Source organism: Streptomyces chartreusis NRRL 3882 (assembly GCF_900236475.1).
In the GTDB taxonomy this organism is placed as follows: Bacteria; Actinomycetota; Actinomycetes; order Streptomycetales; family Streptomycetaceae; genus Streptomyces; species Streptomyces chartreusis_D.
In genome coordinates, this window is the sequence record NZ_LT963352.1 from 3,478,167 (window position 1) to 3,497,888 (window position 19,722).

Here is a 19,722-nt window from a genome sequence, read left to right on the forward strand (position 1 = left end):
GTCAGGCCCCCTTCTTCGCGCGGCGTTCGGTGGGCTGGGTCACCCGGTCGAGCATCAGGCCGAGGCAGACGATCGCCGCGCCGGCCACCAGACCGGTCGCCAGATCGCCCTGGGCGAGGCCGAAGACGACGTCGTAGCCGAGCGCGCCACCGCCGACCAGGCCGCCGATGACGACGACGGCGAGGACCAGGACGAGGCCCTGGTTGACGGCGAGCAGCAGGGCCGGGCGGGCCAGCGGGAGCTGGACCTGCCGCAACTGCTGCCAGCTGGTCGCGCCCAGCGAGCCGGAGGCCTCCAGGGCGGCCGGGTCGACCTGGCGCAGGCCCTGGGTGGTGATGCGGACGACGGCCGGGAGCGCGTACACGATCGCGGCCGCGACGGCCGGGGCGCGGCCGACGCCGAACAGGGCGACGACCGGGATCAGGTACACGAACTGCGGCATCGTCTGGAAGACGTCCAACACGGGCCGCAGGGCCCGCTCCAGGCGGTCGCTGCGGGCCGCGGCGATACCGACGGCGAACCCGACGACGAGGGTGACGACGACGGCCGCGAGGACCTGGGAGAGCGTGTCCAGCGAGGGCTTCCAGACGCCGAGCACGCCGATGGCGGCCATGGCGAGGACGGCGGTGAGCGCGGTGCGCCAGGTGCCGATGACCCAGGCCAGGGCGGCGACGATCAGCAGGACACCCCACCAGGGCAGCGACTGCAGGCCGTCGCGCATCGGGTCGAGGACCCAGGTGGTGAAGTGGCCGGCCCAGTCGGCGGTGCCGCCGACGACGGGAACGCCCGAGTACAGGTGCGCGGTCATCCAGTCGACGGCGCGGTTGACGGGCTCGGCGATGCCGACGACCCAGGCGTCGGGCCAGTCGAGGCGGCCCGCGAGCCGCCCGGCGACCGCCACGGCGACGACACCGGCGAGTGCGATGAGCCAGCCGCGCCCGCTGCGCGGCTCCGGTTCGGCGCCGAGCTTCTCCCCCGCCGCGCCGGTGACGCGGTCCAGGACGACGGCCAGCAGCACGATCGGGATACCGGCGGCGAGCGCGGCACCCACGTCGACCGAGGCCAGTGCCTGGTAGACGCGGTCACCGAGACCGCCCGCGCCGATGACGGCCGCGATGACGGCCATGGACAGCGCCATCATGATCGTCTGGTTGACGCCGAGGAGGAGTTCCTTGCGGGCCAGCGGGATCCGGGCGGTCAGCAGCCGCTGGCGTGCGGTGGAGCCGAGCGACTCGACGGCCTCCAACACCTCCTTGTCGGCGCCGCGCAGACCGAGCGAGGTCAGCCGGGCCATGGGCGGGGCGGCGTAGATGACGGTGGCCAGCACGGCCGCCGGGACGCCGATGCCGAAGACCAGCACGACCGGCAGCAGGTAGGCGAAGGCGGGCAGCACCTGCATGGTGTCCAGGACCGGGCGCAGGACGCGGTCCATCCGGTCGGACAGCCCGGCGGCGAGTCCGAGCAGCAGGCCGACCACGACCGACGCGAGGACCGCGACGACCATCAGGGCGAGGGTCTGCATGGTCGGCACCCACATGCCGAGCACGCCGCAGGCGAGGAACGCGACGGCCGTGCCGAGCGCCAGCCTGACGCCCGCCACGCGCCAGGCGACGAGCGCGCCCAGTGCGCTGACGCCCGCCCAGCCGATGGCGAGGAGGGCGAGGTAGACGGCCCGTACGGCGATGACGACGACGTTGCTGACGTGGCCGAAGAAGTACAGGAACAGCGGGTGGCTGTCGCGGTTGTCGATGATCCAGTCGCTGGCCTTGGCGAGCGGCTCGGAGAAGTCGACGGTAAGCGCGCCCGGCCAGCTGCCGCTGGCCCAGCGGGCACTGGCCAGCGGGACGAGGATCGCCGCCGCGACGGCCAGCAGGAGAAGCTTCTGGACGGCCCGGTTCCGCAGCAGCCCGGGAAGGCCCAGGCGGGGCGGGTTCGCGGTGATGGTCGCCATCACACCGCCTCCTTGGGCTGCTCGGTCCCCGGCGGAGCGGGCTGCTCCGTGCCGGCGACGACGCCGAGCAGTGTGTCGGAGTCGACCACGCCCACGCAGCGGCCCTTGTCCATGACACGGGCCGGTGAGCCGGCGCGGGCGACCGCCTCGATCGCCTCGGAGACCGTCGCCTCGGGCCGGACCGCCGGTCCGCTGCCGTCCTGGTCCGCCGACGGGCGGCGCATGGCCGTACGGACGGTCATGACCTGCTCGCGGGGGACGTCCCGGACGAACTCGCGGACGTAGTCGTCGGCGGGCGAGCCCACGATCTCCTCGGGCGTGCCGAGCTGGACGACCCGGCCGTCGCGCATCAGGGCGATGCGGTCGCCCAGCTTGAGGGCCTCCTGGAGGTCGTGGGTGATGAAGACCATCGTGCGGCCCTCTTCCTGGTGCAGCCGGACGACCTCCTCCTGCATGTCGCGCCGGATCATCGGGTCGAGCGCGCTGAACGGCTCGTCGAACAGCAGGACTTCGGGGTCGACGGCGAGGGCGCGGGCCAGGCCCACGCGCTGCCGCTGGCCGCCGGAGAGCTGGCCGGGGCGGCGGTGCTCCATGCCTTCCAGGCCGACCTTGGCGACGACCTCGGCGGCCCGCTCACGCCGCTCGTTCTTGCCCATGCCCTGGATCTCCAGGCCGTAGGCGACGTTGTCGAGGACCGTGCGGTGCGGCAGCAGGCCGAAGTGCTGGAAGACCATGGCGGCGCGGTGGCGGCGCAGTTCGCGCAGCCGGGAGCGGTCCATGGCGCGGACGTCCTCGCCGTCGATGGCGATGGTGCCGGCCGTCGGCTCGATGAGCCGGGTCAGACAGCGCACCAGCGTGGACTTGCCGGAGCCGGACAGGCCCATGACGACGAAGACCTCGCCCTTGCGCACGTCGAAGCTGACGTCCCGGACGGCGGCCGTGCAGCCGGTGCGGGCGCGCAGCTCGGCGGGGTCGAGGGCGGTGAGCTCGGGGTCGGCGGGAACGCGCTCGGCCTTGGGGCCGAACACCTTCCACAGGCCCTCCACCGAGAAGACGGGGGCGGTGGTGTCCATGGTCTGCTCCGTCGGGGGTTCGAGGGTCGCGGTCACTTGGCACCACCACCGATCAGCTCGGCGGCCTTCTCCCCGACCATGAGCACGCCGATCATCGGGTTCACGGTGGTCATGGTGGGGAACACGGAGGCGTCGGCGATGCGGATGCCCTCCAGGCCGCGGATGCGCAGTTCGGGGTCGACGACGGCGAGCCGGTCGTCGGCGGCGCCCATCTTGCAGGTGCCGGCCGGGTGGTAGACGGTGTGGGCGACCTTGCGGGCGTACTCGCTGAGCTCCTCGTCGCCGGTGACGTCCGGGCCGGGGGCCACCTCGCGCTTGAGCCAGCCGGCCAGGGGCTCGGTCTTGGCGATCTCGCGGGCGATCTTGATGCCGTCGACGAGGGTCCTGCCGTCGTAGTCGTCCGCGTCGGTGAAGTAGCGGAAGTCCAGGGCGGGCTTGACCTCGGGGTCGGCGCTGGTCAGGTACAGCCGGCCGCGGCTCTTGGGCTTGGGGATGTTCGGCGTCATGGAGACGCCGAACTCCGGCCGCTGGTAGCCCAGTCGCTCCGGGTTGTCCGTGAAGGGGATCTGGTAGAAGTGGAACATCAGGTCGGGGTGCGGCAGTTCGGGGTCGCGGCGCACGAACAGGCCCGCGTCCGAGTCCATCGCGGAGTTCTCCGGGATGGGGCCGTTGGTCTCCCACACGATGACCGACTCGGGGTGGTCGAGCAGGTTCTCGCCGACGCCCGGCAGGTCGTGCGCGACGGGGATGCCGAGCTTCTCCAGGTCCGCCTTCGGGCCGATGCCGGAGTGCATCAGCAGCCGGGGCGAGTCGACGGCGCCGGCGCACAGCAGGACCTCATTGCGCGCCTTGACGAGGATCTCCTCGCCGTCCTTGGTGCGCACGTGCACGCCCTCGGCGCGGTCGCCGTCCAGCTCCAGCTTGTACGCCCAGGTCTCCAGCAGGATCGTGAGGTTGGGGCGCTCGTCCATCACCGGGTGCAGGTACGCCACAGACGCCGAGGACCGCTTGTTGTTCTCGGGGTGGTAGGCGAGGTCGAAGAAGCCGACGCCCTCGGTGAACGGCTTCCGGTTGAAGCCCTCCACGCGCGGCACGTCCAGCGCCGCCTGGGCCGCGTCGACGAAGTCACGGGCGATGGCGTTCCGGTCCCGCTCGTCGACCGGGACGATGTTGTTGAGCAGGCGCGCGAAGTACGCCTCCATCTGCACCGCGCCCCAGCCCTTGGCGCCGGCGGCCTCCCACTCGTCCCAGTCGGCGGGCAGCGGCTTGAACGCGATCAGCGTGTTGTGCGAGGAGCAGCCGCCCAGGACCCGGGCCCGGCTGTGCCGGATGTGCGAATTCCCGCGTGGCTGCTCCGTCGTGGGGTAGTCGTAGTCGAGCTCGCCGCCCAGCAGGCCCATCCAGCGGCGCAGGGTCAGCACGTCGTCGCGGCCGACGTCGCTGGGGCCGCCCTCGATGACGGCGACGGAGACGTCGGGGTTCTCGGTCAGGCGGGAGGCGATGACGGAACCGGCGGTTCCGCCGCCTATCACGACATAGTCGTACTCATGGGTGTGGGACATGGCGTACTTGCTCCAGAGAGGATGAACCAGAGGGGACGAAGGGATCGGGCTCGAAGGGCGGGGGCAGCGGGGGGCAGTGGGGGGCGGCGAGCAGGTCAGCCCGCGAACCAGCGCACCGGCTTCGGCGCGAGGTTCTGGTAGACGTGCTTGGTCTCGCGGTACTCGGCGAGCCCGGCCGGGCCGAGTTCGCGGCCCACTCCGCTCTTGCCGAAACCGCCCCATTCCGCCTGCGGCAGGTAGGGGTGGAAGTCGTTGATCCAGATCGTGCCGTGCCGCAGCCGGCCGGCCACGCGCCGGGCGCGGCCCGCGTCGGCGGTCCAGACACCGCCCGCGAGGCCGTACTCGGTGTCGTTGGCGAGGGCCACGGCCTCGTCCTCGGTACGGAAGGTCTCGACGGTGAGGACCGGCCCGAAGACCTCCTCCCGCACGACACGCATCTCGCGGTGGCAGTGGTCGAGGACGGTCGGCTCGTAGAAGTAGCCGTTCTCCGGGCGCTGCGGGGAGGGCTCGGGGCGCTTGCCGCCGGAGCGCAGCACCGCGCCCTCCTTGAGGGCGGACTCGACGTACATCTCGACCTTGGCACGCTGCTGTTCGGAGACCAGCGGGCCGCACTCGACGCCGTCCTCGGTGCCGCGGCCGAGCCGGATCTTCTCGGCCCTGCGGGCGAGCTCGGCGACGAAACGGTCCCGCACGGACTCCTCGATGATGAGGCGGGCACCGGCCGAGCAGACCTGGCCGCTGTGGATGAAGGCGGCGTTGAGGGCCTGGTCGACGGCGGTGTCGAAGCCCTCCTCGGTGGCGCAGGCGTCGGCGAAGACGACGTTGGGGTTCTTGCCGCCGAGTTCGAGGGCGACCTTCTTGACGCCGGGCGCGGCGGCCTGGGCCACCTTGGTGCCGCTGATCAGGCCGCCGGTGAAGGAGACCAGGTCGACGTCGGGGTGCTCGGAGAGCCGGGCGCCGACCGAATGACCCGGCCCGGTGACGATGTTGGCGACCCCCGCGGGCAGTCCGGCCTCGACGAGCAGCTCGATCAGCGCGATGGTCGTCATCGGGGTGATCTCGCTGGGCTTGATGACGAAGGTGTTGCCGGCGGCCAGGGCCGGGGCGATCTTCCAGCTGGCCTGGAGCAGCGGGTAGTTCCAGGGCGTGATCATCGAGCAGACGCCGATGGGCTCGTGGACGACGACGCTGTGGATGTCGGGCGAGCCGGCGTCCACGACCCGGCCCGGGCTCTCGGCCGCGATCAGGTCGGCGAAGTACCGGAAGGCGTCGGCGACGCAGTCGATGTCGACGCGCCCTTCCTCGACGGTCTTGCCGGCGTCACGGCTCTCCAGCAGCCCGAGCTGCTCGCGGTCGCGCACGAGCAGGTCGGCGACCCGGCGCAGCAGCGCGGCCCGCTCCCCGGCGGGCGTCCGCGGCCACTCCCCCTCGTCGAAGGCGCGCCGGGCGGCGGCGATCGCGAGGTCGGTGTCCTTCTCGTCGCCCTCCGCGACCACGGCGAACGGCAGGGCGTCCGCAGGGTCGAGGATCTCGCGCGTGGCGCCGGAGACGGCCGCACGCCATTCCCCTCCCGCGTGGATGGTGCTGCGCGCCTGGAGTTCGTTGCTTTCCGCCATGATCGCTTTCGCCTTCCGTTCCTGATCAGCGCCCCTGTGTCACACATGTGTCACTAAGAGACCGAGTGCGCCTGCCCTGGTCCCCCGGATGCATGCGCGATCCGTGGCCGAAAGTGCGCCGCGTCACTGGAGATGCGGGCAATCAGGGGCAAAGCGGGCGCCGATCAGGCGCGGAGACGTCAGATCGTCCGAGGTCGGAAGTCCTCCGGCGGGTCCTCGCCCACCCGTCCGTCGATCGACTCACGTATGAGGTCGGCGTGGCCGACGTGGCGGGCGTACTCCTCGATGAGGTCGACGAGCAGGCGCCGCACGCTCGGGGACCGGCCGTCGCGGGTGGTGTACGCGGCGAGCCGGCCGGCGTCGCCACCGGCCAGTGCCTCGCGCAGGTTCGCCCGGGACCGGGCCACCGTCCGCGCCCACAGGGCGTACAACTGCTCGGGGGTGTCCCCGGCCGAGCTCCACTCTTGGTCCGGCTCGGTGTCCCGGTCCACCGCGTCCCACGGCGGCGCTGGCTTCTTCCCCAGCAGTCGCACGGACAGGTACTCGTCCTCGACGTGGGCGAGGTGTTTGAGCAGGCCGCCCAGTGTGAGAGCCGAGGAGGCCACCCGAGCGCTCAGGCCGACCGCGTCCAGCCCCTCGCACTTCCAGGCGAACGTCCTGCGCTGGCGCTCCAGCGAGCCGACGAGCGTGTCCGACTCGTCCCCCGCGACCGGCGGCTCGAACGGTACCGCTTCCACATCCTGTGTCATGCGGCGAAGACTACGACCCGGGTCTGACAACGCCACGCCGCAGCGGCTACGACCCCGACCACTCGGCGAGGATCTCCCGCATCGTCCCCCGAAGCCATCCGTGCGCGGGATCGACGTCGTGGCGTGGGTGCCACGCCAGTCCGACCCGGACCGGGGGCAGCCAAAGGGGGACATCGAAGGTGGCCAGGCCCAGGGCCCGCGCCAGCGGCACGCTCCAGGAGCTGATCAGACCCGCCAGGTCGGTGGCCCGGACGACGAAGAGGGAGGCGGGGAAGGTGCCCACCGACCCCACCACCCGCCGGGCCAGGCCGAGTCCGGCGAGCGCCTCGTCCACCGGCCCGTGCAGCTTCCCCCGCCGGGAGACGGTCAGGTGATCGGCCTCAAGAGCGAACCGCTCGGGCGTCAACTCACCCTCCAGCAGCGGATGCCCGGCCCGTACGACCCCCACCATCCGGTCCTCGTACAGCGACTCCACCCGCACCTCCGGCGCCACCGTGTCGATCACCCCGACCTCCAGATCGGCGGTGCCCTCGCGCAGGAAGGGCGCGTCCACATGGCTCTCGGTGAGGAACCGGAGGCGGATCCCGGGGGCGTCGCGGGCCGCCCGGGTGAAGAGGTCCGGGCCGCAGGCGGCGGCGACGGCGTCATGGCAGAGGACGGTGAACGTGCGGGTCACCGTCCTCAGGTCGGTGTCGGTGGGTGCGAACAGCGCCCGGGCCCGCTCCACCACCGCGCTCACCTCGGCCCGTACGGCCAGCGCACGCGGCGTCGGCACCATCCGCCGCCCGGCCCGCACGAGCACCGGGTCACCGAGCGCCTTGCGGATGCGGCCCAGGGTGCGGCTCATCGCCGGCTCGGACAGATGCAGCCGCCGCGCCGCACCGCCGACGCTCTGCTCCTCCAGCAGCACGTCCAGGGCGACCAGCAGATTCAGGTCCAGGCCGCTTGATTGCGTCACACGCATCGATCCCTTGCAAAGGTTGCACTGGAGTACGGGTACGGGCCGAGCCTACGGTGACGAGGCGATCCCCCGTCCACCGAGCTCCCGGGAGGAGCCTTGCCCTCGCACGCCCTGAAACGGCGGACCCTGCTCGCCCTGTGCGCCTGCGTCCTGGTCGCCCAGAGCATGGTCGCCGCCGTCAACCTGCTGATTCCCCAGCTGAGTTCGTCGTCCCTGCACCCCTCGTCCAGCGAGATCCTGTGGACGGTCGACGCGTACGTCATCGTCTTCGCCGGGCTCCTCATCCCGGCCGGCACCCTCGGTGACCGGTACGGCCGCAAAGGCGCCTTGCTCACCGGGCTCGCCCTGTTCGCGGCCGGCGCCGCCCTCAGTGCCCTCGCCCGGGACCCGGCGCTGCTCGTCGCCGGGCGCGGTGTCTCGGGAGCCGGGGCCGCGCTGATCACACCGGCGACGATGTCGATCCTGCTGCACCTCGCCGGACCGCACGGGCGCGCCCGGGCGATGGCCTCCTGGACGCTGGCGATCGGCCTCGGCGGCCTGGCCGGCAATCTCGGCGGCGGTCTGGCCGGCCAGTTCCTGTCCTGGCGCGCCCTGTTCGCCGTCATGGTCCCGCTGGCCGCGCTGCTCGCCCTCGCGGTGGCCGTCACCACCCCGCGCACCGACCGCTCCCCGCACAGCCACCTCGCCCCGGCCGGCACCCTGCTCCTCACGGCCGGGCTGGTCGCCGCGCTCTTCGGCATCATCGAGGGCCCGGAGTACGGCTGGGGCGCACCGCGGATCCTGTTCGCGTTCGCGGCGGGCGCCCTGCTCATCGCCCTGTTCACGGTCCAGTCCCTGCGCTCGCGCACCCCGCTGTTCGACCCGCGCGTCTTCGCGGCGCCCCGGCTGCGCGCGGCCACCCTCGGCATGGCGACCGGCTTCTTCGGCCTGTTCGCCCTCTTCTACCTCAACTCGCAGTACCTCCAGGGCGTCAAGGGCTACGGCCCCGCCCGCGCCGGCATCTCCATCGTCCCGCTGATCGTCGGCATGGCACTGGTGCCCCGGCTGGCGGCACGCTGGGCCCCACGTCACCCCCGGCCGGTCATCGGCGGCGGCCTGGCCCTCATCGGCGTAGGCCTGCTCGGCGTGTCGACGGCCGGCGCGGGCACGCCCTACGCGGTGTACGCCTGCTGGCTGCTGGTCATCTCGGCGGGCACCGGGCTGTGCATGCCGACGCTGACCCTGGGCGTCGTCACGTCCCTGCCGCCCCACCAGGCGGGTCTCGGTTCCGGCCTCGGCACCGCCGCCCGGGAGATCGGCGCGGCGCTCGGCGTCGCGGTCACCGGCACGGTCCTGGCCTCCCACGACGGCCTCCCGGGCGGTATGGCCCCGGCCCTGCGCACGGTCGCCCTGCTGGTCCTGGCGGCGACGGTGGCGGTGGTCGCCGGGTACGGCGGCTCCCGGAAGGACGCCGGAGAGCCCGCGGGCCCCGCACCGGACGGAACCGGTACGGGGCCTGCGCACAAACGCGGAGGGGCTCCGGTCAGATGAGGCCGAGGCCGCGGACCGCCTCGCGCTCCTCCTCGAGCTCCTTGACGGAGGCGTCGATCCGGGCGCGGGAGAACTCGTTGATCTCCAGGCCCTGGACGATCTCGTACTTGCCGTCCTTGCAGGTGACCGGGAAGGAGGAGATCAGGCCCTCCGGGACGCCGTAGGAGCCGTCCGACGGGATGCCCATGGAGACCCAGTCACCCTCGGCGGTGCCGTTGACCCAGGAGTAGACGTGGTCGATGGCGGCGTTGGCGGCGGAGGCGGCCGACGAGGCGCCGCGGGCCTCGATGATGGCGGCGCCGCGCTTGGCGACGGTCGGGATGAAGTCCTCGGTCAGCCACTTCTCGTCGTTCACGACCTCGGCGGCGTTCTTGCCGGCGACCGTGGCGTGGAAGATGTCCGGGTACTGGGTGGCGGAGTGGTTGCCCCAGATGGTGAGCCGCTTGATGTCGGAGACCGTGGAACCGGTCTTCTTCGCGAGCTGGGTCAGGGCGCGGTTGTGGTCGAGACGGGTCATGGCCGTGAACCGCTCGGCGGGTACGTCGGGCGCGGCGGCCTGCGCGATGAGCGCGTTGGTGTTGGCCGGGTTGCCGACGACGAGGACCTTGACGTCGTCCGCGGCGTGGTCGTTGATGGCCTTGCCCTGCGGCTTGAAGATGCCGCCGTTGGCCTCCAGCAGGTCGCCGCGCTCCATGCCCTTGGTGCGGGGGCGGGCGCCGACGAGCAGGCCCACGTTCGTGCCGTCGAAGGCGACGTTCGGGTCGTCCGTGATGTCGATGCCCGCCAGGAGCGGGAACGCGCAGTCGTCCAGCTCCATGGCCGTGCCCTCGGCCGCCTTCAGGGCCGGCGTGATCTCCAGCAGGCGCAGCTTCACCGGCACGTCCGCGCCGAGCAGCTGACCGGAGGCGATGCGGAAGAGCAGGGCGTAACCGATCTGGCCGGCCGCGCCGGTGACGGTGACGTTCACGGGAGTGCGGGTCATGGCGTTCTCCGTATGACAGCTGGCGGTGGGGCGTCCCTGCCCCGGACGTTTGATCGATCTCTTGGCGTCAAGAGATCGATCCAGCGGTCAGGCTATCGCGCATCCGGGATCCCGGACGGCCGGGGCGGTGTGGCCCACCCCACAACCCACCCCGCACCCGTACAAAAAGGCGGCCGCCCGTCCGGGAGAGGAGGACGAAGGCGGCCGCCGGGGGGAACCGACCAAGCCGGACTCCCGTGGGGGTACGGTTCGCGTGCCCCCGATTCCGCCGACCATGCCACCCTCTCGGAAATTCATCGCCACCCGGCCCTACTGCCGCCGCCTCCGACGCCATCCGGACGCTGCGACCAGGCCCGATACCCCCCGCGTTCCACCGGACGCCCGCGCCCCCGGGACCTCCGGCCGAAGGCCAGGCACCCCACCGGACACAGGCTGCCCGCCACGCGCCAGGCACCACCCGATCCCACCCCCGGCCGGAACGCACACAGCCCGCCAGGGCCAAGACGCCCCGCCCCGCGCAAGGCACCCTGCCGGGCCCCGGTCCCCGGCCGGAAGCAAGCCGCCCCGCCCGGGCAGCACTCGTCGGGCACCACAGCCACGTACCGGCCTCCACCCGACGCGAAGCCCCCCGCACCCCTCGGGCACTCACCCAGCCCGAACGACTCAGCCGCAAAACAGGCACCCGCCGGACACATGACGCCCCGCCGGGTACCGGGCCACCACCACGCCAGAAGCAAGCCGCCCCCGCCCGGACGGCTCTCGTCAGGCGCCTCGGCCACTGCTGGACCCCACGCGAAGCGCCGCGCGGCCCCTCACCAGCCCCGATGACTCGACCGCAAACCAGGCACCCGCCGGGCACAGGACGCCCCGACGGGTACCGGGCGCCACCGGATCCGATCCCCGGCCACACGCCACGGGCGCCCTCAGAGACAAGCCCCCGGCCAGGAACCCCCGCCCCCAGCCCCGGCCAGAGGCCACGCGCCCCGTCGTGTGCCAGGCGCCCGCCCGGCCCCCCGGCCGGAAGCCAGGCGCCCCGCCGGAGGCCAGGCGGTGGTCGCCTACTCCGTGCAGCCCTGCCGGCCGGACGCCAGGGTGGCGCAGGCCTTCGCGTCGGCGGCGTTCTCGACCGAGACCATCGGGGTGTACGCGATCGTGTCGCCGGCGGCGGTGATGCTCCCCGTCTGCTTCGCCTTGCCCGCGCTGACCTGCACCTCGTCGCCCTGAGCCGCCTGGGTGATACGGCCCCAGGCCGCCTTGCAGGTCTCGCTGTAGCGGACCTCGACGACGGTCGTGCCGACGGTCGCGGTCTGGGCCGTGGTCACCAGGTCACCACTGCACCCCATGTTCTCCGCGTCCTTGCCCGTGCAGCTGTCGCCGCTGCACTTCACGCCGGGCGGCAGCTCCTGGTTCGTGGCGGCGGTCGGCGCCGGCGACTTGCCGCCGCCCTTGGCCTCGTCGTCGCCACCGCCACCGGTGAGGTAGAACGCACCGGCGATCACCACGAGCACGCCCACGACACCCGCGAGGAACATCGCGGTCCGCCGCTTGCCGCCCGAGCCGCCCGAGCCGGCAGAGCCGCCGGAGCCACCGGCGCCACCCGCACCCGCACCCGCCGGGACGGCGTCCCGCGGCGGTGCGTCGTACGAGCCCGCTCCGACGCCCGGCATCCGGGCGGTGCCGGGGCCCGAACCGGGCGTGGAGCCGGTTCCCGTGCCGGCGGGACGCCCGCGGCCCTGGGACGGGCCCTGGTACCCGGCCACCCCCCACGAGTTGACCCCGGTCCCACCGCTGCCGGTGGAGTCCTGGACCTCGGGGGCCGTCGGCTGCGGCGGCACGGTCGGGGCGACGCCCGCCGGCCCCGCGATGCCCGGCGTGACCGTGGCGCTGCCGCTTCTGCGGGCGGTCCGGCTACCGCCCGCGGAGGCGGCCTTGCCGTCGTCCTTGGAACCGGCCGACGGGCTCCCGAAGTCCTGCCCGCCGAACTCACCGAGCGCGGCGCGCGCCTGGGAGATCCGGATGGCCTCCATCGTCATGTCGTGCCGCATCTCCGAGCGGCTCCAGGCGCGCTCGGCGAGCTCCCACATGGTGGTGAGGTGCACCGGGTTGGTCCCGGTGACCTCGGCCAGCGCCACGATCGCGCCCTTGGGCGCGAGCAGCCGGCCGTTCAGATAACGCTCCCACGACGTCTTGCTGTAGCCCGTGCGGTCCGCCACCGACGCGATGCTCAGACCACTGCGGTCCACGAGCCTGCGCAGCTGGCTGGTGAACTCCCTGATCTGCGGATCGAGCTCATCCGGCAAGGCCCTCCAACGAGGCATTGCTTCCCCCCTCTTCCCCCCGGTACGTGCTGTTGTTTCCCGCGCTGTTCGCCCCGCGTTGGCGGCCTAGGCCGAGTCCCCGTTCTGCTACCCACAGGGATGCGCCCACTCAGGATCTCAGTTCCCTGACCGGGGGCGCACAGGAGCACAGACCCCGCGCGCGATACACCCTGGACCGTCCCGATTGTCCATGCCAACCCCGTGGTTGCACCACTTCATGCCGAATCTCCGGCGGACGTACCGGAACCGTCACTTCCGTGCCACAGCGTTCTGACAGCCGTTGAACAGGCCGTTCGCCGTGCAGGAGGGTTGGCCGTGACGGCGGCCCGTCCTTCCTCGGGGGAGAGGACGGGCCGCCGTCCGGTCACTCGCTGGTGACCGTGAAGTGCAGTGTGTCCTTCAGGAACGGGATCTGGAGCCAGGGATTCGGCTGCGCCATCATCGCCAGCAGGACGATCGCCAGGCCCATGACGCCGTACGTGACGATGTCCGTGAACCGGGAGCGGACGGCGAGCATGCCGACGTCCGGCAGCAGCCAGCGCATCGCGCCACCGCCCAGCAGGGCGATGCCGATCAGCAGCGTCCCGAGCCGGAACTGCCCGAACGCGGTCACCAGCAGCCCGAGTCCGACCACACCCAGCACGGCGAGGACGGGCCACTGCCGCGCCGGCGCGAACGCGTCCCCGGGCGCCGCCCGGCCACCGCCCTCGGGCCGCGCGGTGTCCTTGGTGAACAACGGAAACCGCCGGGTGACCCGCCGCGGCCGCCCCTCGGCGTCGGGGGCACTGACGGGATCCCGCACGGTGAGATCGCCGTCCTCGTCGCGCACCACAGCATCGGAGTCACCGTCGACCGCACTCGGCGCGTCGTGCTCCCCCTGCACGGCCTGCGCACGGGTACCGGCCGGGGCGCTCTCCGTGTCCCCGGCCTCCGAGGCGCTCGCCGCGCTCCCCGCGTTCCGTTCAGCCGACACTGCGCTCCGCCGCCTCGACCACGTTGACGAGCAGCTGGGCGCGGGTCATGGGGCCGACTCCGCCGGGGTTCGGGGAGATCCAGCCGGCGACCTCGGCCACGTCGGGGTGGACGTCGCCCACGATCTTGCCCTCGGCGCTGCGCGAGACACCGACGTCGAGGACGGCCGCGCCCGGCTTGACGTCCTCGGCGCGGATCAGATGGGCGGAACCGGCCGCGGCGACGATGATGTCCGCGCGCTTGAGGTGCGCCGACAGGTCACGCGTACCGGTGTGGCACTGGGTGACGGTCGCGTTCTCGCTGCGCCGGGTCAGCAGCAGCGGCATCGGCCGGCCGATGGTCACACCCCGGCCGACCACCACGACCTCCGCGCCCTTGATCTCCACGCCGTACCGGCGGAGCAGCGTGAGGACGCCGTTGGGGGTGCAGGGCAGCGGGGCCGGCTCGTTCAGGACCAGACGGCCGAGGTTCATCGGGTGCAGGCCGTCCGCGTCCTTGTCCGGGTCCATCAGCTCCAGGACGCGGTTCTCGTCGATGCCCTTGGGCAGCGGCAGTTGCACGATGTAACCCGTGCAGGCCGGGTCCTCGTTCAGCTCGCGGACGACCGCCTCGATCTCCTCCTGCGTCGCCGTGGCCGGCAGCTCGCGCTGGATGGAGGCGATGCCGACCTGCGCGCAGTCACGGTGCTTGCCGGCGACGTACTTCTGGCTGCCGGGGTCGTCCCCGACCAGGATCGTGCCGAGGCCGGGCGTGACGCCCTTCTCCTTCAGCGCCGCCACGCGGGCGGTCAGGTCGGACTTGATCGCGGCTGCGGTGGCCTTGCCATCGAGAATCTGGGCGGTCATGGCCCCATCCTCGCGGATGACCCGCCCCCGGTTCCAATCCGGCCGCAATACGGGCACCGCGGGGCCCCTCCTCCCGTATCCGTCCATGATCAGTGATGTTGCACTTGCACAACACATCGGGAATGCGGCTGGACAACCCCGTCAGTGGTGAAGAACGATGACCTGACAAGTGCCGCGGGCAGCTCAACGGGGGGACGGTCGCTGTCTGAAGAACTCTCCTCCGTGGCGGTGCCACGCGCGTCCCCGCACTCGGAACAACGGAGGAAAGTCCCCCATGAGCTACGGCGATCCGAACAACCCCTACGGCGCTCCCCAGGGGCAGCCGCAGCAGCCGCAGCAGGGCTACGGCTACCCGCAGCAGCAGGGGCAGGCGCCGGGTTACGGCTACCCGCAGGCCCCTCCGGTGTCCCCGTACGGCGGTCCCGCGGCGCCGACGACGATGCCGGGCTCGGTGGGCGCGGCCCGCGTGATGATGTGGGTCATCGTCGGTCTCCAGGTCGTCGGCGTGGCGTTCTTCGCCTTCGCCGCCGCGGCCCTCAACGCCGCGAAGGACGACGAGTCCCTCAAGGACAACACCGCTTTCCAGGACCTGGTCGGCCAGTCGACCGGCGTGATCTGGGGTTACGTCGTGTTCGGCCTGGCCTGGCTGGTGTTCGCGGCCGTCCTGGCGACCAAGTTCAAGAACGGCGGCAACGGCGCCCGCGTCACCATCCTGGTCTTCGCCATCATCACCGCCGTCCTCGGCATCTACCCGTTCATCCTCGTGGGCCTGGTGCACACCGTCCTGGCCATCCTGGTCGCGGTGTTCGTCGGCAACGCGAACGGCAAGGCCTGGTTCAACCGCCCCCGTTACTGAACGGACCCCGGCGAGCGGACCAGTTCACGCCAATCACATCCAAGGGCCGTGTCTCACCCGTACGAGGGGGGCACGGCCCTGGTGCGTCGCCCTAGTCTGGCGGTGGTAGCTGTCAGGCACGGGGAGAGCACCTTGTACAGCATCATCGTGGTACCTCCGCCGACCACGGAGGACGAGCGAAACCTCAGCCAGATCAGACTCGCGCCCGGCGAACGCCTCACGTTCGGCCGGTCCGCGCACGGCAACGACCTCCGCATCGCCCACGACGGAGTCTCCCGCCGGGCCGGTGAGATCACCGCGCAGGGCGCCTTCTGGATCCTCAGCAACCTCAGCCGCGAACAGACCTACGTGGTGGAGAACCCGGAGGGCGCGGGCGAACACGTCAAGGTCGCGCCGGGACGGCTGGACGCGCCGATCCCCTTCGAGTTCTCGCGGATCGTGCTGCCCGCCGCCGGTGACCTGCTGGGGCTCCAGGTGTGGGCGCCGCGCCACGACTACCTGAGCGGCACGGGCGGCCTCGACGGCGCCACGACCGCGCCGGCCTTCTCCCTCGACCGCACCAAGCGCTACTTCGCGGTCCTGGCGGCCCTGTGCGAACCGCGCCTGCGCGGCGCCCCGCACGCCCCGCTGCCCACCGTCGACCAGGTCGCCGACCGCCTGCGCCCCACCTGGCCGGCCGCGTCCCGCACGTCGGTGCAGTGGAACATCGACTACCTCGCCGTGAAACTGCGCCTCAAGCCGGGCCCGGAGAGCGCGGACACCGGCCCGCGGCTCAACGGCAAGAAGGAGTCCCTGGTCTCCCTGGCGCTCCGCTTCGACCTGGTCCGCGAGGACGACCTGGGCGTCCTGGCCGGCCCGTCGGGCCGGGCGGCCCGGTGACCGAGCCCTACGCCGTTCCGGTGCCGAAGGGCTACCGGGTCGGCGTCTGGGAGGTGCGCGAGCCCCTCGCGACCGGCGCCTTCGGCAGTGTGTACGCGGCCCGGCGCACCGGGGAGGGCCCGGAACTGCCCCGGACGGCCGCCCTGAAGTTCCTGCCCACCGGCACGGCCACGCCCCGCCGGCTGACCCATCTGCGCGAGCTGATCGAGCGGGAGGTCGAGCTGTACCGGCGGCTGAAGCAGCCGAGGCTCGTGCGGATGTACGAGACGCTGACCGTCGACGACCCGCACCGACCGGAGCTGGACGGCGCCACCGTCCTCGTCCTGGAGCGGGCCAAGGGCTCCCTGGCCGCCCTGCTCACCGCCACGCCCCGGCCCGAGGCCGGTCCCGTGCTGCTCGCGCAGATCTGCGAGGGCCTGGCCCAGTTGCACGGCGCCGGCTGGGTGCACGGCGACCTCAAGCCGGCCAACGTGCTGCTGATGGACGACGGTTCGGTCCGGCTCGCCGACTTCAACATGGCCGCCGAACTGGAGGGCACCCACGCCTACACCCCGGCGTTCTCCACGCCCGACTACACCCCGCCCGAGCTCCTGTGGACCGAGATCGGCGAACGGGGGCGCCGGATCCGCCCGTCCGCCGACGTATGGGCCTTCGGGGTCCTGGCGCACCTCGTCCTCACCGACTCCTTCCCGCTGCCCGGCGCGACTCCGACGGCCCGCCGCGACGCGGCCGCCGCCTACGCCCGCGGCACCGACGATTTGCGTCTGTCGCCCGAACTGCCCGACGACTGGCGGCGGATCATCTCCGCCTGCCTCACCCGCTCCCACGAGGACCGCGTGTCCGGTGCCACCCTGCTCGGCCGCGTCCGGGCGGCCGCCGGCACCGGGCACCGCTCCTTCCGCCTGCCCCGCCTGCGCCCGGCCCGCCGCCGCTCCCGTCGTACGGCGGTCCTGGCGGCCGGTGCCGCCGTCGCCGCCCTCGGCTACGGCGTCGCCACCTGGGCCGATTCCGGCGACGACGGCGGGAGCAAGGGCGGCGAGACCCGCAAGGTGACGCCCGCCACCTACGGCGCCTCCGAACTCCGCACCGACAAGGGCGTCCCGGTCGCCTACCGGCGGCTCATCGTCGACTCGGCCCACGACTGCGTGCAGCCGGAGATCACCCCGGCGCTCATCGCCGCGATGCTGAAGGTGGAGAGCGACTTCGACCCCGATCTCTCGGACCCGGACGCGGGAGAGGAGGGCGAGTACGGCATCGCCCGCTGGACGCCGAGCATCCTGCGCTGGTGGATCCGCGCCGACGGCGTCCCCGCGAAGGAGACCCCCAGGCCGCCGCTCACCCCCTCCGAGTCCATCCCGGCCATGGCCCGCTATCTGTGCTTCGCCGAACCGCGCCTGGAGGCCGGGCTGAGCGGCGACCGCCGGGTGCTGGTCGCCGCCGCGTACCGGACGTCGTACAAGAGCGTGAACGACGCGGGCGGTGTTCCCCCGAAGTACCGCGACTACGCCGCCCGCATCGCCCACTACCTCAAGGAGTACACCCCGGCCGCGACGAAGTGACCCTCAGAGTTCACAGGTACTGCCCGTCGCACACACGTCGGTCCGGCAGCCCGCCTCGGGTACCGTTTCCGGCGTCGCTGCCAGGACCACGGCCGGGGGATCCATGTCAGACGCCGCGTTCACGCAGACCGGTGCGGTGCCGCTGCGGCCCGCCGATCCGGTGCGGGTCGGACCGTACGTACCGCTGGGACTGCTCGGCAGCGGCGGCATGGGCCGGGTCTACCTGGCGCGCCAGGGGGACGGGACGCCCGGGCTCGCCGCGGTGAAGGTCATCCGGCCCGAGTACGCCGAGGACGCGCCCTTCCGGCGGCGGTTCGAGCGGGAGGCCACCGTGCACGCGCGGGTGGGCGCGCCCTACACGCCGGAACTGCTGGGCACGGGCTTCGAGCCGGACACCGACCTGCTGTGGATGGCGACCGTGTACTTACCCGGTCTCAACCTGGCGGAGGCGGTGCGGGAATGCGGTGTCCTGCCACCGGAAGACGCCTGGCGGCTGGTCGCCGATCTCGGGCGGGCGCTCGGCGCGCTGGCCGCGACCGGGATCGTGCACCGGGACTTCAAGCCGTCCAACGTTCTCCTGACCCCACAGGGTGCGCACGTCGTCGACTTCGGCATCGCCCAGGCCGTCGACGCCAGCGCGATCACCACGACCGGCAACCGCGTCGGCACGCCCGCCTTCATGTCCCCCGAGTACCTCAGGGACGGCCGCTGCGACACGGCCTCCGACGTGTTCTGCTTCGCGAGCACGGTCGTCCACGCGGTCACCGGGCACGCCCCCTTCGGCGACGGCACCGGCGTGGACGTCCTGCACCGCATCGCCTCGGAGGAACCGAACGCGGAGGTCATGGCGGAGGTGCGGAAGGCCGACCCGGACCTCGCCGCCCTCCTCACGGCCTGCCTCTCCAAGGACCCGGCCCTGCGCCCCGGCCCCGGGGACCTGGTCGAGGCGGCCTCGGCCCGGCCCCGGTCCGTCTCCTGGCAGGAACCGCTGGGCAGCCGCATCCTGGCCCGGCAACAGGCTTACGAGGCGCTGAGGGACAGTCCGTTACCGCCGCCGCGGGTGCAGCGGGCGGTGGGGCATCCGGCGCCTGCGGGGCCGGGATTCGGACCGGCCGGACCGGCGCCCGTGGCCGGCGTACCGGCGGCGGGGCAGCCGGGCTTCGGGCCGCCGGAAGCGGGAGGTACGCCGGTGGCGACACCGGCGGCCGGGACTTCCGCCAGGCGGCGGCTGGCGCCGTACGCCGCCCTCGCCGCCGTACTCACCGTGTGCGCCGTCGCCCTGACGGCCTTTCTGGCCACCCGCCCTTCGTCGGCCGGCGACACCGGCTCCGCCGCGCCCACGGCCCGTGCGTCCCGCGACGGTCACGTCCAAACGTCCCCGCCGGGCTCCGACCGCCCGGATTCCCCCTCACCGTCCAGGCAGGTCCCGCAGAGCGAGGGGACGACGACGGGCACCACGCCGAGCCCCTCGGGCAACGGGGCCGAGGCGGACACCCGTACCACCGCCCCCGCTCCCCCGCCGAAGACGACGAAGCCCCGGCCCTCCGCCACGGAACCACCGAAGACGCCCACCGCCCCGGTCGGGCCACCGTGGCTCACCGACTGCAGCTACTACTCCGGCACCGAACTCACCCGGCGCGGCGACCGCGGCCAGCGCGTCGTGCAGGTGCAGTGCATGCTGACCAAGCGCGGCTACGACGTGGGAGGCGCGGGCTTGGACGGCCAGTTCGGCAAGGACACCGCCGCGGCGGTACGCGGCTTCCAGCGTGACAAGGGGCTGGACGCCGACGGCAAGGTCGGCCCCAGGACGTGGGCGGCGCTGCGCTCCTCGACCTGAGAAAAGGCGCGCCTCGCGCGCCGGGGAATGTG

The 19,722-nt window shown here is 72.8% G+C and carries 15 protein-coding genes; 5 read left to right on the top strand and 10 right to left on the bottom strand.

Annotated elements, in window-relative coordinates:
- Window position 1 precedes the first annotated feature (1 nt).
- From SCNRRL3882_RS15460 to SCNRRL3882_RS15485, 6 genes are all read right to left on the bottom strand, one after another.
- Entirely contained in the window at window positions 2-1,951 is a 1,950-nt protein-coding gene (locus SCNRRL3882_RS15460; protein ID WP_010036363.1) for an ABC transporter permease, read from the bottom strand.
- A complete protein-coding gene (locus tag SCNRRL3882_RS15465) occupies window positions 1,951-3,024 on the bottom strand; it encodes a quaternary amine ABC transporter ATP-binding protein (RefSeq protein WP_050810199.1) in 1,074 nt (357 codons plus the stop codon). Before SCNRRL3882_RS15465 ends, SCNRRL3882_RS15460 begins: the two co-directional genes overlap by 1 nt.
- 32 nt (window positions 3,025-3,056) lie before the next feature.
- A complete protein-coding gene (locus SCNRRL3882_RS15470; RefSeq protein ID WP_010036368.1) occupies window positions 3,057-4,586 on the bottom strand; it encodes a GMC family oxidoreductase in 1,530 nt (509 codons plus the stop codon).
- A 95-nt stretch (window positions 4,587-4,681) separates the two neighbouring features.
- Entirely contained in the window at window positions 4,682-6,202 is a 1,521-nt protein-coding gene (locus SCNRRL3882_RS15475) for an aldehyde dehydrogenase family protein (RefSeq protein WP_010036370.1), read from the bottom strand.
- 179 nt (window positions 6,203-6,381) lie between these two features.
- Window positions 6,382-6,951 (bottom strand): DinB family protein, encoded by a 570-nt coding sequence (locus SCNRRL3882_RS15480; protein WP_040902768.1) that lies wholly within the window; start codon window positions 6,949-6,951, stop codon window positions 6,382-6,384.
- Window positions 6,952-6,997: 46 nt separating this feature from the next.
- Window positions 6,998-7,915 carry a LysR family transcriptional regulator gene (locus SCNRRL3882_RS15485; protein WP_010036375.1) on the bottom strand — a complete coding sequence of 306 codons (918 nt, stop codon included), beginning with the start codon at window positions 7,913-7,915 and terminating at the stop codon, window positions 6,998-7,000.
- 93 nt (window positions 7,916-8,008) lie between these two features.
- Between SCNRRL3882_RS15485 and SCNRRL3882_RS15490 the strand changes: the two genes are divergently transcribed.
- Window positions 8,009-9,442, top strand: coding sequence for an MFS transporter (locus tag SCNRRL3882_RS15490; RefSeq protein WP_010036378.1), 1,434 nt, complete (start codon window positions 8,009-8,011; stop codon window positions 9,440-9,442).
- Here the strand turns inward: SCNRRL3882_RS15490 and SCNRRL3882_RS15495 are convergent.
- From SCNRRL3882_RS15495 to SCNRRL3882_RS15510, 4 genes are all read right to left on the bottom strand, one after another.
- On the bottom strand, window positions 9,435-10,424 hold the full coding sequence (locus SCNRRL3882_RS15495; RefSeq protein WP_010036381.1) for a malate dehydrogenase: 990 nt from the start codon (window positions 10,422-10,424) through the stop codon (window positions 9,435-9,437). The two genes, SCNRRL3882_RS15490 and SCNRRL3882_RS15495, sit on opposite strands and share 8 nt — an antisense overlap.
- Before the next feature lie 1,058 nt (window positions 10,425-11,482).
- Window positions 11,483-12,724, bottom strand: coding sequence for a DUF2690 domain-containing protein (locus SCNRRL3882_RS15500; protein WP_010036384.1), 1,242 nt, complete (start codon window positions 12,722-12,724; stop codon window positions 11,483-11,485).
- A gap of 382 nt (window positions 12,725-13,106) precedes the next feature.
- A complete protein-coding gene (locus SCNRRL3882_RS15505; RefSeq protein ID WP_010036386.1) occupies window positions 13,107-13,715 on the bottom strand; it encodes a DUF3017 domain-containing protein in 609 nt (202 codons plus the stop codon).
- Complete coding sequence (locus SCNRRL3882_RS15510) at window positions 13,705-14,559, bottom strand: bifunctional methylenetetrahydrofolate dehydrogenase/methenyltetrahydrofolate cyclohydrolase (RefSeq protein WP_010036388.1); 855 nt, start codon at window positions 14,557-14,559, stop codon at window positions 13,705-13,707. Before SCNRRL3882_RS15510 ends, SCNRRL3882_RS15505 begins: the two co-directional genes overlap by 11 nt.
- 274 nt (window positions 14,560-14,833) lie before the next feature.
- Here SCNRRL3882_RS15510 and SCNRRL3882_RS15515 point away from each other — a divergent pair, with 274 nt between their 5' ends.
- The 4 genes from SCNRRL3882_RS15515 (at window position 14,834) to SCNRRL3882_RS15530 (ending at window position 19,690) form a co-directional block, all read left to right on the top strand.
- The gene (locus SCNRRL3882_RS15515) at window positions 14,834-15,415 is read left to right on the top strand and encodes a hypothetical protein (RefSeq protein ID WP_010036394.1); all 582 of its coding nucleotides are present in this window, start codon (window positions 14,834-14,836) and stop codon (window positions 15,413-15,415) included.
- A gap of 132 nt (window positions 15,416-15,547) precedes the next feature.
- Window positions 15,548-16,294 (top strand): FHA domain-containing protein, encoded by a 747-nt coding sequence (locus tag SCNRRL3882_RS15520; RefSeq protein WP_010036396.1) that lies wholly within the window; start codon window positions 15,548-15,550, stop codon window positions 16,292-16,294.
- Window positions 16,291-17,853 (top strand): protein kinase domain-containing protein, encoded by a 1,563-nt coding sequence (locus tag SCNRRL3882_RS15525; RefSeq protein ID WP_010036398.1) that lies wholly within the window; start codon window positions 16,291-16,293, stop codon window positions 17,851-17,853. Before SCNRRL3882_RS15520 ends, SCNRRL3882_RS15525 begins: the two co-directional genes overlap by 4 nt.
- Window positions 17,854-17,956: 103 nt before the next feature.
- The gene (locus SCNRRL3882_RS15530; RefSeq protein ID WP_010036400.1) at window positions 17,957-19,690 is read left to right on the top strand and encodes a serine/threonine-protein kinase; all 1,734 of its coding nucleotides are present in this window, start codon (window positions 17,957-17,959) and stop codon (window positions 19,688-19,690) included.
- The last annotated feature ends 32 nt before the right edge of the window (window positions 19,691-19,722 follow it).

What these genes read in the sequence shown, in the direction of transcription:
- SCNRRL3882_RS15460 (WP_010036363.1), bottom strand. Translation starts at nt 1,951, where the DNA reads ATGGCGACCATCACCGCGAACCCGCCCCGCCTGGGCCTTCCCGGGCTG.
- SCNRRL3882_RS15465 (WP_050810199.1), bottom strand. Translation starts at nt 3,024, where the DNA reads ATGGACACCACCGCCCCCGTCTTCTCGGTGGAGGGCCTGTGGAAGGTG.
- SCNRRL3882_RS15470 (WP_010036368.1), bottom strand. Translation starts at nt 4,586, where the DNA reads ATGTCCCACACCCATGAGTACGACTATGTCGTGATAGGCGGCGGAACC.
- SCNRRL3882_RS15475 (WP_010036370.1), bottom strand. Translation starts at nt 6,202, where the DNA reads ATGGCGGAAAGCAACGAACTCCAGGCGCGCAGCACCATCCACGCGGGA.
- SCNRRL3882_RS15480 (WP_040902768.1), bottom strand. Translation starts at nt 6,951, where the DNA reads ATGACACAGGATGTGGAAGCGGTACCGTTCGAGCCGCCGGTCGCGGGG.
- SCNRRL3882_RS15485 (WP_010036375.1), bottom strand. Translation starts at nt 7,915, where the DNA reads ATGCGTGTGACGCAATCAAGCGGCCTGGACCTGAATCTGCTGGTCGCC.
- SCNRRL3882_RS15495 (WP_010036381.1), bottom strand. Translation starts at nt 10,424, where the DNA reads ATGACCCGCACTCCCGTGAACGTCACCGTCACCGGCGCGGCCGGCCAG.
- SCNRRL3882_RS15510 (WP_010036388.1), bottom strand. Translation starts at nt 14,559, where the DNA reads ATGACCGCCCAGATTCTCGATGGCAAGGCCACCGCAGCCGCGATCAAG.
- SCNRRL3882_RS15515 (WP_010036394.1), top strand. Translation starts at nt 14,834, where the DNA reads ATGAGCTACGGCGATCCGAACAACCCCTACGGCGCTCCCCAGGGGCAG.
- SCNRRL3882_RS15530 (WP_010036400.1), top strand. Translation starts at nt 17,957, where the DNA reads ATGTCAGACGCCGCGTTCACGCAGACCGGTGCGGTGCCGCTGCGGCCC.